Origin of the sequence: Pseudoalteromonas sp. TAE56, from assembly GCF_000497955.1 — a bacterium.
Classification (GTDB): domain Bacteria; phylum Pseudomonadota; class Gammaproteobacteria; order Enterobacterales; family Alteromonadaceae; genus Pseudoalteromonas.
In genome coordinates, this window is record NZ_AUTN01000119.1 from 31526 (window position 1) to 48497 (window position 16972).

The following is a 16972-nucleotide window of genomic DNA, read 5'->3' on the forward strand; positions in this document are numbered from 1 at the left end:
TCGTACTAATTGGATATTTTAAGCCACTAACGCACTTTATTTGCTGTTATACGTAAATTAATCTGCTCCACTAGTACTTTATCCTGCTTGTTTAGACGCCCTACAATGAGTAAGAAGTCACTACCGTCAGTTTTTATTACTTTTATACTTGTGTTATCAAGCTTGGTTTTACCGTACGAGGCTTCTATTTTTTCTATATCTTTAAAGTGACTAAGATCCGATTCAAGCTTACCGTCATCGTTTTTGTAGTAACTAAAAATATAGTTTTCGGTTATTCCGTTACCGTCTTCTCGGTAATCAAATACTGCATCGCTATAAAAATAAAGTATTTCTTCGTTTTCAGGTGTTAGGCGATTACGTTTTAAAAAGTGTACTTGGTAAGGCCATAAACTATCGCCTTTGATAATTGCAGCATTGGGTAAAATATTTACTTCTTGAAGTACGCCCAAAAATAATAGAGGTGCAAACGCAAGCGAGATTAAATACTGTCTAATTCGCCAGTACGAGTTGTAATGTAAGGCTTCTTTACTTGTATCGGTTTGCTCAATGTAACTAACTAGAGGCAACCATAAAAATGGCATTATACAAATCACTATGGTTGCGTATTCGTCCATACGATAAGCAAAGGCGCTGGCAAGTACCATTAGCCAGAGTGTTAAGGCAGTCCAGTTAGGCATTACTTTATTTTTGTTTAGCTGTTGTTGGCTGTGCTCTGCAAGTGCGAGATACAAAGGGTAATACCATAAAAATGCAAATATACCTCGAGCAATAGGCATAATACTTGAGTTATCGCGTTCTTTAATGGCTTTAAAGTTACGATAACTCCAGTAGTTAACAAATATGCCTAAACTCAAAATACTGTAAATAATAAACTTACTTACAGATACGGCATAAAATGGACTATCTTCAAATTTCACTTTTTTTGCTGACTCTAATCGCCAATCGGCGAAAAAGAATATGAGTACTAAAATATAACCAGCCAACACATATTTAAGCCAGCTATAACCGAAGCTATCTAACACATCAGCTGTTGTTTGAGGCGTTTCGCTCGCCTTTGCATATTTTAGAATAGGGTAATGAGTTGCTGATATTAACTTTTTACGCTGTGCTAAATAATCATCTATTTGAGTGGCTTTTATATGATCTTGTTTTGCGTAATAGCTATAGGTCAGTGTTAAAACGTTATTATTAAATTCAGTGGCTGTTTTTAAATTAAAGTAGTCGTTATCAATTTCTTCTTTTTCGCTATCAAATCCCCAATCTTTTTCTGTAAAATGTAGTTTTATTGTGGTGTTAATTATATTGGGATAGCTGAAGTAAAGCGGGTCAGTTCTGTTTACTTGTTTTGGTTCGTAAACACTGTTTTGTATTTCACTTGCATAAAAACTAGCTTCGTAGCCTTCATCTGTTTTTTCCCAAAATTCATCAATTAAATACGATTCTTTGGTTATTAGTTTACCCGTTTGCTCTTGCTCACTAATTGCCATTGTTTCATTTATTGATAAACCATTTAAAAATCCTTGGTAATACTCAAAGTAAGACTTAGCAACGCTATTTAGACCACTGCTGGCTATATTACTTCTTCGGTTAATTGCTTCAAATCCGGCATAAGTGTATTGGGTTTCAAAACGTGATGGCTCAGATACTTTTTCTGCAATAAAAAAGTTATCTTCTACAGATACATTTGTATGTACAGGCTTTTGTGCCATAGAGGTTAAAGCAGTTTCACCTTTATCAATAATTAGGGCATAGCCATAATCAGGTTGTGCTAAATATTCAAGTGTACCTCGTTGGTAGTTCACCGTAGGATCGAGCCAGTAGCGCTTTCCGTCTTGCTTAAGCGTAACAATTACGTGATTAAACACACTTGCAGTAGCCGGTAGTTCTATTAAACGTTTGGTTTCTTCAGTATCGACCAGCGCAGGGAAAGCCTCTATACCCATCGCTTTTAATAACGAAATAAGCAGTACCGTTTTATCTTTACAATCGCCGTATCGTAGCGAAAGCGTTTCTGAAGCTGACGTTGGTTGATGCGAGTTAGTGCCCATTTCAAGCCCTAAATATCGAACTTCGTCTTGGCTAAAGCGCAGTGCTGCGGCAATTTTATCTGATGTTTTTGTGTGTGTTGCTTTTATGTTTTCAGCTACATCCAAAATGCTATTTGGGGTTTCTATGGCTGATTGATAAAGCGGATATGCCCAATTAACTACCTGACCCCAATCGTCAAACTCAGAAAAGTAAACTTGTGTATATGGGTCATACCACGTTGGGGTTTGAGAATTCTGCTCCAGTAAAGGTTCTTCAAAAAGAGTTATAGAATAATCTTTGCCATATTTATTAAGCGTTTCTTGAATATCGGCTGCGCCGTTTATTGTATTTATATGTAGAGGTGTTTGTTTACCCCAAAGTACACGCATATTTTGTTGCACTACGGGTACCGACCAGTTTAGCGTGCGTCTTGTACTAAATTTATTAGCATATATAGGGTTGCTACCTGCCACTGTGTAGCTGTAATCAAGTATGTCGCCACTGCGCATATCATCAATAATAATATTGAGTGATAAGCTACCATTATAAATACGATCAGCTAATTCAGATTCACCTTGTATAACCGTCATTCTCGCGCTACCAAGCTTATCAATGCGCTCATTATTTCTAATAATCGTTAAGCTATTTAGTGTTAGCGACTCGTAACTTGGATCAAAATCAAGATTAAGCTGGCTTATATAATCAACACCACTTTGATTTAAAGCTTTCATAACTAGGCGGGTATAGCGTTGTTGCTTTTGTTTATTTGGAATATAAGTTTGGTTATCGAGTAACAAATACAGTGTACCGTCACGCACTTTGGTTATGTCGGAATGCTTGGGTTGCTCAATAATATGTGTATTAACCCAATTAGCTGGTTTATCTATTTTATATTGCTGCGCAAAAATATTATGAGAGAAAATTAATAAGGTAAGTGCAAGTAGCCAAAAGCTGAGTCGAAGAAAGTTCCATTTCATTGTAGGGTCTTATAGTTGTTTTTATAAATACTATCGAGGAAAGAATGTACCAAATTTAGACTTTTTTGACAATGAGATGTTAACAGGCCCGTACGTGAGTAGTTAATTAATAGTATATAAATAAACTGCTATGTAATTGCGAAACGCTTAGCTTCCCCTAAAATGTTCTTGAAATAATTTTTTAGTGGTATTTCCAAACCATAATTAGTTAAACCTACTTTATTACTGGTTTCGTTAGATCTGCAAAAATCCTATCTGTTTATTCGTACGGTAATCATTAAAACCCTTAAAAGTATTTATAAATCAAAATATAACAGCAACTGTTTTTGCTCTTTTTGTTCATGAACTTTATGAGCAAAAAGCACATAACGATCATCAATGCACCTTACCTTCTAAATATTTCGTTAATTTCCCGTTAACAATAAGCTGCGCGTTAGATAGCAGTTTGTCGTCGCTTATCTACCTGACAATAAATATACACACAAGCGTGGAGAAAATAATGAAAGCAAGTAACACACAACTCGCTTTGGCAGTTGCTGCTGCATTAGCAAGTACATCCGTTTTAGCCAATAACGATCCGCAAAAACTACAAGAGCAATTAGATGCGCTACAAAAAGAAGTAAGTGCATTAAAAACTACCAGCGGTTTTAATTTAGAGTTTGGTGGACGGGTTCAGCTCGACTACAACTATTTTGACGGTGCTTACAACGCCGATAACGAGGGCTCTGGCGGCAGCGATTTTTTTCCTCGTCGTATTCGTACTTACGTTGAAAGTGAGCACGGAAATTGGGATCACAAGTTATTACTCGAATTTGCTGAAGGCACTGCTGAAATAGTGATGGCGCGTGTTCGTTATGCTTTTGATAGCGGACTTAAAGTTAAAGCAGGTAAAATTCGCGAAGATATATCGCTAAATGCATTAACCAGTTCAAAGCACATTAATACGATTGAGCGTAGTTCGCTAGCCAATACTTTCTCTCCATTTTTTCGTTGGGGCGCTTCTGCTTATCAATATTTTAAAGACTCTGGCTTTCGTTACGCGATAGGCGTTTATAAAAATGATGCATTTGGTGCAACAGGTAGTGATGAAAACGACAAGCTTACTCTTGCTATTACTGGGCGTGCTACATGGTCGAGTGCATCACCTGGCGATGTAATTCATTTAGGCGTGTGGCATTCATATCGCGACATGGGAGGCAATGAATTAGGAGCACGTTTTGCGCGTGGTGAAGTGCGCGAAGCCAATACCCGCCTTGTTGATTATGCCGCCGGTGGTGTAACAAGCTCACTTGATAGCTTATCTCAAACCGGTTTTGAGTTTGCTTATCAGGCGGATTCTTTAACACTTGAGGCTGAATATGCAAGCCGCTCACTTGATGCCGCTAATAGTGCTGATTTTTTAGATGGCGAGCGCTTTGATGGTTTTCATGTATCGGCAAGTTACTTTTTAGGGGGCGAGCAGCGCCAATACAAAGCGAGCTCTGCATTATTTGTACAACCTAAAAATATTAAAGATGCATGGGAGTTGGTGGCACGTGTTTCAGAAGTAGACGCTACAAGTAGCTTACAAGGCACAAAAGCAACAACTTATACATTAGGTACATCTTATTACGTAAGTAGTGATATTAAATTTATGGGCAATCTAATTTACAGCGATGTAGAAGGTGCCGGCACTCCAGCACTTGTTGGCGATGAAGACTCTGGCATGGGCTTTAGTGCACGTATGCAGTATTTATTTTAAGGATACACACAATGAAATTATTTAAGTCATTTAAATCAGTAAAAACGACCATAATTGCAGCATCGTTAGTGCTTAGCAGTCCATTGGCAATAGCCGACACTCACTTTTTAATTCCAGGCGGTCCTGGTGGTGGTTGGGATACAACAGCCCGAGGTATAGGTGAAGGTTTAGTTAAGTCGGGTATTGAAGGTAACGCATCTTTTCAAAATATGTCTGGCGGTGGTGGCGGTCGCGCTATTGCATACTTAATCGAGTCGGGTACAAAAAAGGGCGATATTTTAATGGTTAACTCAACGCCTATTGTATTGCGTGCTTTAAGCGGGCGAATTCCTTATAGCTACCGTGATTTAACCCCTGTAGCCAGCATGGTTGCAGATTACGGCGCATTTGTTGTACGTAACGATTCTCCATTTAAAACTTGGGAGGATGTTATTAAATCAATAAAAGAAGATCCAAGTTCGATAAAAGTGGCGGGCGGTTCTGCTCGCGGCAGTATGGATCACTTAGTGGCGGCTCAAGCTGTTAAAGCGGCGGGTATAGATGGTCGACGCTTGCGTTATATTCCTTACGATGCAGGTGGAAAAGCGAAAGCTGGGTTGCTTTCAGGCGAAGTGAATTTACTTTCAACAGGCTTAAGTGAAGCGCTTGAAGTAGCTAACGGTGGTCAAGCACGCATTTTAGCGGTTACATCTGGTAAACCTTTACCTGATTACCCAGAAATCCCTACGCTTAAGTCGCTTGGTTACGATATGGAATTTGTAAATTGGCGTGGTCTTTTTGCTGCGCCTAATTTACCCGCTGAAAAGTTAGCACAGTACACAAAAAAGCTTCGTGAGTTGCAAAGTACTCCTGAGTGGGAGGCTGTGAGAGCTCGTAATGGTTGGCTAAATCTGTTTCAAGAAAAAGATGAATTTATTAAGTCACTAGAAGCGCAGGAAGCACAACTTAAAGTGGTTATGGAAGAGCTTGGTTTTATCCGTGCAGCACGTTAATCGAGGTTTAAAATGATGAATCGCGAATTACTAGGGCCAAGTTTATTCTTGGCACTATTTACTTTATATGCCGTGGTTGCATGGCAAATTCCACTATTACCGTTTGAAGAATACGAAACAGTTACCTCAGCGACTCTTCCTAAAGTATATGCTGGTTTTGGTATTGTGGTGTGCTTACTGTCTATTGGTTCAACATTGCTTAAACCAAGAGAAAAAACGAATGCAGGTGATGTTCTTGAAAAATCACACATGCTGCGCACTTTTGGTTTATTAATATTAATGGTGATTTATAGCGCTGCACTTGAGCCAATTGGTTTTTTAATTTCGACTAGTGCATTTTTGCTTGCCGGTTTTTTTGTTATGGGCGAAAGACGTAAGGGAATTTTGCTATTTGCATCGATTCCGGTTGCAGTGGTGTTTTGGTTTTTGATGACTCAAGTATTAGGTATTTACTTGGTTCCGGGCGATTTGTGGAGTTAAGTTATGTTTGATGGAATTATGCTTGGTTTGTCGACCGTGCTCGACTTTAATAATTTAATGTATGTTATTGCGGGTTGCCTTGTTGGCACCTTTATAGGTATGTTACCAGGATTGGGGCCAATTACCGCAATTGCCTTAATGATCCCTATTACTTATAGCATTGGCGCCGACTCGGGCATGATTTTAATGGCGGGTGTTTATTATGGTGCAATTTTTGGTGGCTCTACGTCGTCTATTTTAATTAATGCACCAGGGGTTGCTGGCACTGTGGCTTCTTCCTTTGATGGCTATCCGCTGGCAAAACAAGGTCATGCAGGTAAAGCATTGGCAATTGCTGCTTATTCCTCCTTTATAGGCGGAACAATTGGCGCCATATTATTAATGGTTGCTGCACCTTTATTAGCAAAGGTGTCATTGAGTTTTCAATCCCCTGACTATGTAGTACTGATGTTTTTAGGCTTAACAGCTATTGCAGCATTTTCAAATAAAGGGCAATTTTTAAAAGCAATGATGATGACCGTGTTTGGCTTAATGCTAGCAACGGTTGGAATCGATCCGTCATCAGGTACTGACCGATTTACCTTTGGACAACCTGATTTACTCGACGGAATAAGCTTTTTATTAGTTGCTATGGCAACGTTTGCATTAGCCGAGGCACTTGTAAATGTTGTAAAGCCAGAGAAAAAAGATGCTAAAAATATTAATGATTCCGACACTCCGCAAATAGGTTCAACCAAGTTAAGTAAAGCCGAGGTTAAAGAAATAGCACCAGTAATTGGTCGCTCGTCTATTTTAGGTTTTATAGTGGGAGTGCTACCGGGTGCAGGTGCAACTATTGCGAGCTTTATGGCTTATGCAACAGAGCGAAATTTAGCGCCAAAAGGTTTAAAAGAAAAATTTGGTAAAGGCTCATTACGTGGCTTAGCTGCCCCAGAATCAGCAAATAATGCCGCGTGTACAGGATCGTTTGTACCGCTGTTAACGCTTGGTATTCCGGGCTCAGGAACAACTGCAATTATGCTAGGCGCTTTAATTGCTTACGGTATTCAGCCAGGTCCAATGCTTATGCAAGAAAACCCAAGTGTATTTTGGGCGGTTATTGTAAGTATGTACTTTGGTAACATTGTGCTGCTTATTTTAAATCTTCCGCTTATCCCTTACTTTGCAAAAGTGTTAGCAATGCCTAAGTCAGTACTTACTGTGATGATTTTGTTCTTTAGCTTAATTGGTGTTTACTTAGTGTCCTTCAATACCTTCGACTTATTTATGATGGTGGGGTTTGCAGTGGTTGCGCTAATATTGCGATTACTGTCGTTTCCTATGGCACCATTATTATTAGGTTTTATATTAGGAGATATGATTGAGCGAAACTTCCGTCGTTCAATGATGATTTCCGATGGTTCATTAAGCTTTTTATGGGATCGCCCGCTAACATTGAGCATATTTATAATTTCAATTTTAGTGCTGTTATTTCCTTTAAAAGATTATTTAATGCAACGCCGTGAAGACAAAGCAAATGCATAATTGAGAATGAAATGAAAAACACCAACAAGCTAAATCCATTGCAAAACATGGTCACAAAACCTAAACGTTTAGAAACACGATTAATTATTTGGGTAACAGGATTATGTGTATTGCAGGCTTTATTATTTGGCGCGTTGGTGTATCAACTTACAGCGCAAAGTTTACATAGCCATATTGGCGATAAGGCATTAGCTGTGGCTAGTAGTGTAGCTACACGTGCTGATGTAATTAATGCATTGCAAACCCCTAGTGACTTAAACGCTATTAACGTGCAAATTGAAGATTTACGACAACTTGTAGGTGCTGACTTTATTGTTATTGGCGATGAGAATGCATTTCGTATTGTGCATCCAGATGAAGATAAAATTGGCAAGAAAATGGTTGGGGGCGATAGCCAAGCTGCGCTAAAAGGTAAACGCTATATTTCGGTAGCTCATGGTAGTTTAGGTGAATCAATTCGTGGCAAAGTGCCGGTGTACGCAGGTAATAATGAAATAGTAGGCGTTGTGTCGGTTGGTTTTTTAGTACAATCAATCGATCCGCTTATTCTCTCTCGCAGTAGTGAAATTTTAATATGGGGCTTAATACTTGTAGGTTTAAGTATACTGGCGGCTATTTATATTGGACAGCGTGTCAGAAATGCTATTTTTGGCCTGCAGCCAGATGAAATTGCACGTTTGTTTTCAGAGCAAGATGCAATTTTAAATACGGTACGCAGCGGTATTATTGCACTCGACCCGGACGGAAAAGTACGAAAACTCAATCAACGCGCCTGTGAAATATTAGATAAACCAACTTCAATTATTAATCAAAACCTCACCTTAAACGATTTACTGCCAGAGCACGCAGAGTTTCTATTACGAAATCAGCGGCGTAAAATAGTGGGTTTTGAATTGTTTGCCGCCGATAAACGACTCATTTTATCGAGGTTTTCTTTACAGGTGCAAGGGCAGGCAGATGGTATTTTACTAAGTATGCGCCCCTCTGATGAACTTGAATATTTAAGCCAGCAACTTACTAAAGTTCAGGCTTTTGCAGAGCTTTTGAGGGTACAAACTCATGACTACTCCAATAAGCTCAACTTAATTGGCGCGTTAGTGCAAATGGGGAAAAATGAGCAAGCTATAGAAATTATAGGACAAGAAAGCCAAGGCTCCCAAGCACAAATTCATAACTTGTTAGAGTGCATACAAGACCCAGTGCTTGCTGGTTTGTTAGTGGGTAAATATCATAAAGCGCGAGAGTTAAATGTTGTGCTTGAGCTTAATCCTGACAGTCTACTTGGCGTTATTGCACGCAAAGATATGCTAGAGCGAGTAGTGTCTATTTTAGGAAACTTAATAGACAATGCCATTGAAGCTGCAATTAGAGCATCAGATTCTCGCTCTGCAAAAGTACGTGTAACCGTTGATGAAACCAGTCAAACACTTTTATTTGATGTAGAAGATACTGGCTTTGGGTTAGGCTCTGACCATGATGTTATTTTTACTCCTCAATACAGCTCTAAATCGGGAGCGGGGCATGGTATTGGGTTATATTTAGTAAAAACAAATTTGGACTCATGTGGTGGCACGTTAGAAATTGGTGAGTCAGACTTGCTTGGTGCAAGGCTAAGTATTTATATTCCAAAATAATAAGAGCATTAAATATGACGTATTCAGTAGTAATAATTGAAGACGAAGTAGAGGTAGCACAGCTATTAGCGCAGTACTTGTTATTACCAAATGGTGTGGCCGGTAGCCAAACGCCAAAGCAGAGCTTAAGACAAGCTCAGTATCAGGTAGTAGGCATTGCCGGTAATTTAAGTACGGCAACAGCTTTGTTGCATGCTATTGAACCCGACTTAATTCTACTCGATATACATTTGCCAGATGGCAATGGCTTAGATTTGTTAAGCGATTTACGACGACGGGCGATTAAAAGTGAAGTTATGTTGTTAACAGCAGCTAAAGAGGTCGAAACCCTTGAAAAAGCAATGCAGTTAGGCGCGTGCGACTTTTTAGTAAAGCCGTTAATGCTAAGCCGTCTTGATCAAGCACTTGCACGTTTTGAATCACGTCAGCAATGTTTTTCTGATGCGAGTGAAGTAACACAGTCGATGGTTGATACATTATTTGGCTCAAAGCAACAAACCAACACGTCTATTCGTTTACCAAAAGGGGTCGATCAACTTACCCTACAAAAAATACATAATGCTTTTGTAGAGCACGCAACCACTGCATTTACCGCTCAACAAATGGGCGATTTAGTTGGCGTAAGCCGCTCTACAGCGCGCCGTTACTTGGAGTATTTACTGGAGTCAGGCAAGTTAACTGCGGATCAAAGCTACGGTAGTATTGGCCGCCCTGAACGCTGCTATAAAATAACGAAGTAACTTCGTGCATTTGAAGTAAATGCATTAAATTCCATTTATTTCAATGTCTTGCATGTTTTTTGTTATGTTTGATATTTAATAGATTCTGGCATATAAAAAAATATGTTGAATTGATTGCATTTTAAGCGGCTTGTATGGTGATGTTCGCTTTAAGTGATGTTATACTCCTGCCGAATAATTTATCGACTTTATTAAGAGTAAAATTAATGGCAGATTTATCGAAGTACAGAAACATTGGTATTTTCGCGCACGTTGATGCGGGTAAAACCACGACTACTGAGCGTATCCTAAAGCTTACTGGTCAAATCCATAAAACAGGTGAGGTTCATGATGGTGAATCTACTACTGACTTCATGGAACAAGAAGCTGAGCGCGGTATTACTATTCAGTCTGCGGCTGTAAGCTGTTTCTGGAAAGATCACCGTTTTAACGTTATCGATACTCCTGGACACGTTGACTTCACAGTTGAAGTTTACCGTTCACTTAAAGTGTTAGATGGCGGTGTTGGTGTGTTCTGTGGTTCTGGTGGTGTTGAACCACAATCAGAAACTAACTGGCGTTATGCTAATGACTCAGAAGTTGCACGTATTATCTTCGTAAACAAATTAGACCGTATGGGTGCTGATTTTTACCGTGTAACTGAGCAAGTACGTAAAGTACTTGGTGCTGTACCACTAATCATGACTTTACCAATTGGTATTGAAGATGAGTTTGTTGGTGTTGTTGATGTTTTAACTAAAAAAGCATACGTTTGGGATGACACTGGTCTTCCTGAAAACTACGAAATCACAGATGTTCCTGCAGACATGGTAGAAAAAACTGACGAGTATTATGAAATGCTTGTTGAAACTGCCCTTGAGCAAGACGATGAACTACTTGAAGCTTACATGGAAGGTGAAGCACCTTCTGTAGAAGACATCAAACGTTGTATCCGTAAAGGTACTCGTGACCTTGCTTTCTTCCCTACATACTGTGGTTCTGCGTTTAAGAACAAAGGTATGCAGCTTATTCTTGACGCTGTTGTTGATTACTTACCAGCTCCTACAGAAGTTGACCCTCAACCTCTTATGGATGAAGAAGGTAACGAAAATGGTGAATTTGCAATCGTATCTGCAGATGAACCTTTCAAAGCATTAGCATTCAAGATAATGGATGACCGTTTTGGTGCATTAACATTCGTACGTATTTACTCAGGTAAACTAAACAAGGGTGATACTATCCTTAACTCGTTTACTGGTAAAACTGAGCGTGTTGGCCGTATGGTTGAGATGCAAGCAGATGACCGTAACGAATTAACTAGCGCACAAGCTGGTGACATCATTGCTATCGTAGGCATGAAAAACGTGCAAACTGGTCACACATTATGTGATCCTAAGCACCCAGTAACACTTGAGCCAATGGTATTCCCAACTCCAGTAATCTCGATTGCTGTACAGCCTAAAGATAAAGGCGGTAATGAGAAAATGGGTGTTGCTATCGGTAAAATGGTTGCAGAAGATCCATCTTTCCAAGTTGAGACTGATGAAGATTCAGGCGAGACTATCCTTAAAGGTATGGGTGAGCTTCACTTAGATATCAAAGTAGATATTCTTAAGCGTACTTATGGCGTAGACCTTATTGTTGGTCAACCACAAGTTGCTTACCGTGAAACTATCACTAAAGAAATTGAAGATAGCTACACGCATAAGAAACAATCTGGTGGTTCTGGTCAGTTCGGTAAAATTGATTACCGTATCAAGCCAGGCGAAGTTGCTTCAGGCTTTACGTTTAAATCATCTGTTGTTGGTGGTAACGTACCTAAAGAATTCTGGCCTGCAGTTGAGAAAGGCTTCAAGTCAATGATGGGTACTGGTTTTCTAGCTGGCTTCCCTGTACTTGACGTTGAAATTGAACTTTTCGACGGTGGTTTCCATGCCGTGGATTCATCTGCAATCGCGTTCGAAATCGCTGCTAAAGGCGCTTTCCGTCAATCGATCCCTAAAGCGGGCGCACAACTTCTTGAGCCAATCATGAATGTTGACGTGTTCACTCCAGAAGATCACGTTGGTGACGTAATCGGTGACCTTAACCGTCGTCGTGGTATGATGAAAGACCAAGAAGCTGGTTTAACAGGCAGCCGTATTAAAGCTGACGTACCGTTATCAGAAATGTTCGGTTACATCGGTACACTACGTACAATGACATCAGGTCGTGGTCAGTTCTCTATGGAGTTCTCACACTACGCTGCATGTCCGCAAAACGTTGCTGATACAGTAATCGCTGCAGAAAAAGAGAAAAAAGCTGCTAAATAATTAGCTCTTTAACTCTTTAAAAAAAACCCGCACATGTTGCGGGTTTTTTATTGCCTATAATTTAGTTTTTTTTTGTAGTTGTTTATAGCTACATTTTATTATTAAGTAGTCCTATATTATCAGTTAGTAAAAAGGTATTAGAGAGCATTTTATTTACTTCATTTACTTAATCAGTTGGTTTGTAAGGAATTAATTGTAAATGCTATGTAACCTACTGAATTTTAAGAACTTCTGTTGATGCTTCTATGTGCGTAATGTAGAATACCAGCACTTTCAGACTAGAGCTCTAAAGTCAGATAGGGAAGTCTCCGCAGCAGAGACGTTTACATATTAATTCTATATAAGACGTAACGATCATGAAATCTATTAAATTAGCACCAAACTGGTGGCTACAATTCACAAAATGTATTTTAGCATTCAGCATAATATTTTTAATTCATATTATGTTTACTGTGAACCTAAAGATTGTTTTTCTCACTGTAATGCCAGCTCTACTAATTATCATTGCTTTTAATATTCTTCATCTTCGTTTTTTACATTGTTATAAAGCAGGTATTTGTTATACACGTTTGTGCACAGAGCGCTATATCAATAGTGAGGAAATTAGTTGCGTATCATTTAGTTCGTTTTTTCTTTTCACCATTTTTAAGGTGAAGCTAGATAATGGCAAAAATTTCCATTTCTATAACTGGCAACTTGATGATGAAGCGCAGTCAGCTATTTCTGAAATGTACTGTAATAAGTTAGCTGACAAAGTGGAAAATATTAGCGATAAATGCAACGCTTGATTTTTAATTAAGATAGCAAAAAGGAGCGATTAATCGCTCCTTTTTAGTTTTTGTATTTTATAACGCGCTAATTAAACTTTTTTATAGCCTTAGCTTTTAGCGCTTTCATCTTTAGCCTGCTTGGCTTTTTAAAGGACTGGATAGGCATTGTTACCAATTGCTCTTGTGGTAGTGTCGGTATAGTTTGTGGATAAGCACCTTCCTCAGGTATCGAAATTTCTTTTAGGTGCGTTTTAAGCGCTTCTAGCGTTGAATCGTTATCAACTTCGCTAGGGCAAATAAATATACCTAACTTTCTAAGCTGTACACCGAGCTTAATGCTACTGGTATAACGGATAATTGGAGCGCCTAACACTAAGCCTAATAATATAGGCGATAACCACCAAAAGAACACTGGTGTGAAGTAATAAGCTGTACTACCCCATGCAATAGCCACAATAGTTGAGAATAACGTATAACCAAACGCTTCCTTCCAAGGGACCATGCGACCTTCACGAGGTTGTGCATCCCACTTCACTTTTTTGCCTAAAAACACACAAAGTACAAAGTAAGCATGAAATACCATCATTAATGGGGCAACAATAATAGCAAATACAGTTTCAATGATTGAACCTAGTATTAGCTTAATTGAACCACCAAAGCGTTTGTTTCTATGTATTAGGGTTACTATTATGCCCATTAATTTAGGCATTAATAAAATAATAATAGTTAGATACAAGAGTGAATCAATAAGATCGGTTTTAGCTATTTGCCATGTGGGGAATAATTGGTAAACACGGTTAAAGTACACATCACTATTTAATGCGCGAGTTACTGCATCAATAGTACTTAGCGCCAACATTGAGAGCCAAATTAGCGATGAAATATAGGCTGTGGCACCGAGTAGAAAATGCAACTTACTCATTAATTTTAATTTGGATGACGATAGTAAACCTAAGTGCTGAATATTACCTTGCACCCAACGTCTATCGCGTACAGCGTAGTCTAGAATGTTACTTGGTACTTCTTCATAGCTACCTTCAATATCTGATAGCAACAATACATCCCAACCAGCACTATGAAGTAGTGAAGCTTCTACAAAGTCATGACTTAAAATTTCGCCGCCAAAAGGTGCATTACCTTTTAGTGTTGGCAAACCACAGCACGTTATAAATGCCTCAACTCTAATGATTGCATTATGACCCCAATAGTTTGCTTTATCAGTTTGCCAAAAAGCTGAGCCAGTCGCGAGCATTGGGCTATAAAGTACTGACGCAAACTGTAAGAAACGGCCAAAAAAGGTATCTTGACGAACAGGGATCGGAATAGTTTGGATCAGACCTGCTTGTGGGTTGTTGAGCATACTTGTAGTAAGCTCTAACATACATTTTCCGGTCATTACGCTATCTGCATCAAGCACAATCATATGGTCGTACTGGCTGCCCCAGCGCTCACAAAAGTCGGTTAGGTTACCTACTTTACGATGTTTGTTATCTTCGCGACGGCGATAGAATACGTGCTTTGCCGTATCACCTAAACGCTCACACAATGCATGCCACGCACTTAGCTCATTTTTAGCTATTTGTGGGTCTTGGGTGTCGCTTAATAAGTAAAAATCAAAGTTTGCAAGTTGACCTGTTTCTTTTAACGATTGCAGGCTGACTTCAAAACCCGCGATAACACGGTGGGTATCTTCGTTATAAATAGGCATTACAACGGCGGTTTTTTGGGCGTTAATTGCCTCCTCGTCAAACTCAATTGGTTTAATACGTTTCAATGTAAGTGGATCAATTCGTAATAGCTGTAATACAAAGCCAATTGTTCCACTACAAAAGGCCGTTACAATCCAGGCAAAAGTGATTGAGAATAATACTAAAAGAGCGTATTCAAGTAATGTCATACCGTTTGAGCTTAAAATCTCAAACATAATAGATATGCCGTAGCCAGATGTGCCAAGTGCCGCAATAGCAAATAGCCATACTCTTAGTGTTTTGAATGGCATAGGAGTGCCCTTCCCTTTATTACTTGATGTCATTTGGGTACCAAACATAGCTCCATACCTCGCTAATTTCTTTGTCTCGTAGTTTTAACGATAAACGCATATCAACGGGTTGATCGTCCTGTGGTGCAATTTTGAAAGCTACACGCCATCCTCGTGAATCAGGCAGTTTTTGGATATTTATGTCGGTTACTTCGCCTGTTGTAAGTTGAATGTCGGCATCTAATTTTAATTGTTCTGAAAGTTGATTTATTTCCGACCCAGTAAAATCAACAGTAAATTGGCGATGACTTTTTGGTGGTGGGTTGTCTTCACCAGGTAAAGCGGCGCTACCAATCCTTGTACGTAATACTCGCGCTTTTTCGTGCTGAGTTAAAGCTGCATTAAAGGTCGTCATTTTGTAGCTCAGCTTTAATGAATCTCCGGCTTTCATTGGCTTTTCTGGTACCCAGTAACTCACGATATTGTCGTTAGTTTCAGTATCAGTAGGTATTTCTACAAGTTCTACACGACCATTTCCCCATTCACCTTGTGGTTCGATCCATAGGCTGGGGCGGTTGTGGTAATGTGCTTCTGTGTCTAAATAGTTATTAAAGTTTCGATCGCGTTGAGCTAACCCAAAACCTTTTGGGTTATTGTACGAAAATGAAGTAACACTTAACTGCGAAGGATTGTTAAGAGGGCGCCATACCCATTTGTCATCAGTAGATTGAGTTAATAGACCATCCGAGTCATGAACTTCAGGGCGGTAGTCATCAAAAAATTTGGTGCTGTTTTCGCCGTGATAAAACATACTCGTTAATGGTGCTACACCCAGTTTTTTAATATCTTTACGCGCAAATATCTGCATATCAACATCAACTAGCATATTAGTGGTAGGGTCAACACTGAACTTGTATGCACCCGATATAGATGGGCTATCTAATAATGCAAAAATGGTAATTTGTGTTTGGTCGGCCTTTGGTTTAACTAACCAGAACTCTTTAAAAACTGGAAATTCTTCCCCCGAATTTTCTGCAGTATCAATGGCAAGGCCTCTAGCTGATAAGCCATAAACCTGTTGAGGGCCAACGACTCTAAAATACGATGCACCCTGAAATACCATTACTTCATCTTTATACTCGTTAGTATTCAATGGGTAATGTATGCGAAACCCAGCATGACCTAGTTGAGTACCCGCAACACTTTTAGCTATTTCTTCTTGTAGTGGTGCCGCTGTGCCATCATATTGGTAAAAGTCAGTACTGAAAGGTAAGCGACTGCGTTTAGAGTCGCTATCAACGGTATTTATTGTCACAGGTGTTTTATATAAAAAACCAGGGTGGAATAATTGTAGCTCGTACAGGCCTTCATCTTTCCATACTGCTTTGTCTTTTTTAAATCGAATTGAACGGTAATCCTGATAATCAATATTGTTAAGTGCTTCAAGCTCAATGTTTTTAGGTGCCACGTATTCTTCGCTTGCTAACTTTTTGGCGCGAGCGCTAATTACATCAAATAAGCTACTTTGTGGGATTGCTACATCAACGGTTGCAGCAATCGCTTGGTTGCTATTGCCCCAAGTCGAAAAAATAATAAGTAGACCCAGTAGTGGTGCTGACTTTTTTTGCCATTTAGGCAGATTTTGGGTTAATTGTTTCATTCTCATTCCTTTATAAAAACACGACTTATTTTTACGTTTAGGGTAAATATTGATTTTGTTTAGTAAGTATCTTCTTAATTATTTAAAGCAAAATGTGAACCCATATAAAAGTTCATACTTTTCAATAGGTAAAACCGATATACATAATAAAAAGAGT

General features: G+C 39.1%; 11 protein-coding genes. 8 read left to right on the forward strand and 3 right to left on the reverse strand.

Annotation, left to right across the window (positions count from 1 at the left end):
- Positions 1-26: 26 nt before the first annotated feature.
- Positions 27-3005: a DUF3857 domain-containing transglutaminase family protein gene (locus L656_RS0114210; RefSeq protein ID WP_024599697.1), complete on the reverse strand. Its 2979-nt coding sequence runs from the start codon at positions 3003-3005 to the stop codon at positions 27-29.
- A 499-nt stretch (positions 3006-3504) separates the two neighbouring features.
- Between L656_RS0114210 and L656_RS0114215 the strand changes: the two genes are divergently transcribed.
- From L656_RS0114215 to L656_RS01000000122315, 8 genes are all read left to right on the forward strand, one after another.
- Positions 3505-4746, forward strand: a complete 1242-nt coding sequence (locus L656_RS0114215) for an OprO/OprP family phosphate-selective porin (RefSeq protein ID WP_024599698.1) — start codon at positions 3505-3507, stop codon at positions 4744-4746.
- Between the two features lie 11 nt (positions 4747-4757).
- Entirely contained in the window at positions 4758-5738 is a 981-nt protein-coding gene (locus tag L656_RS0114220) for a Bug family tripartite tricarboxylate transporter substrate binding protein (RefSeq protein ID WP_024599699.1), read from the forward strand.
- 12 nt (positions 5739-5750) lie between these two features.
- On the forward strand, positions 5751-6218 hold the full coding sequence (locus L656_RS0114225; protein ID WP_024599700.1) for a tripartite tricarboxylate transporter TctB family protein: 468 nt from the start codon (positions 5751-5753) through the stop codon (positions 6216-6218).
- A gap of 3 nt (positions 6219-6221) precedes the next feature.
- Positions 6222-7742: a tripartite tricarboxylate transporter permease gene (locus tag L656_RS0114230; protein WP_024599701.1), complete on the forward strand. Its 1521-nt coding sequence runs from the start codon at positions 6222-6224 to the stop codon at positions 7740-7742.
- Between the two features lie 11 nt (positions 7743-7753).
- The gene (locus tag L656_RS0114235) at positions 7754-9376 is read left to right on the forward strand and encodes an ATP-binding protein (RefSeq protein ID WP_024599702.1); all 1623 of its coding nucleotides are present in this window, start codon (positions 7754-7756) and stop codon (positions 9374-9376) included.
- Positions 9377-9390: 14 nt separating this feature from the next.
- Entirely contained in the window at positions 9391-10116 is a 726-nt protein-coding gene (locus L656_RS0114240; RefSeq protein WP_024599703.1) for a response regulator, read from the forward strand.
- Between the two features lie 206 nt (positions 10117-10322).
- Positions 10323-12407, forward strand: a complete 2085-nt coding sequence (fusA, locus tag L656_RS0114245; protein ID WP_024599704.1) for an elongation factor G — start codon at positions 10323-10325, stop codon at positions 12405-12407.
- Positions 12408-12763: 356 nt separating this feature from the next.
- Positions 12764-13195 carry a hypothetical protein gene (locus L656_RS01000000122315; RefSeq protein WP_033036928.1) on the forward strand — a complete coding sequence of 144 codons (432 nt, stop codon included), beginning with the start codon at positions 12764-12766 and terminating at the stop codon, positions 13193-13195.
- A gap of 67 nt (positions 13196-13262) precedes the next feature.
- Here the strand turns inward: L656_RS01000000122315 and mdoH are convergent, their stop codons facing one another.
- Together mdoH and L656_RS0114260 are read right to left on the reverse strand one after the other, a co-directional pair.
- Entirely contained in the window at positions 13263-15224 is a 1962-nt protein-coding gene (gene mdoH, locus L656_RS0114255) for a glucans biosynthesis glucosyltransferase MdoH (protein ID WP_024599705.1), read from the reverse strand.
- Positions 15196-16815 (reverse strand): glucan biosynthesis protein G, encoded by a 1620-nt coding sequence (locus L656_RS0114260; RefSeq protein WP_024599706.1) that lies wholly within the window; start codon positions 16813-16815, stop codon positions 15196-15198. Before L656_RS0114260 ends, mdoH begins: the two co-directional genes overlap by 29 nt.
- Between the last annotated feature and the right edge of the window lie 157 nt (positions 16816-16972).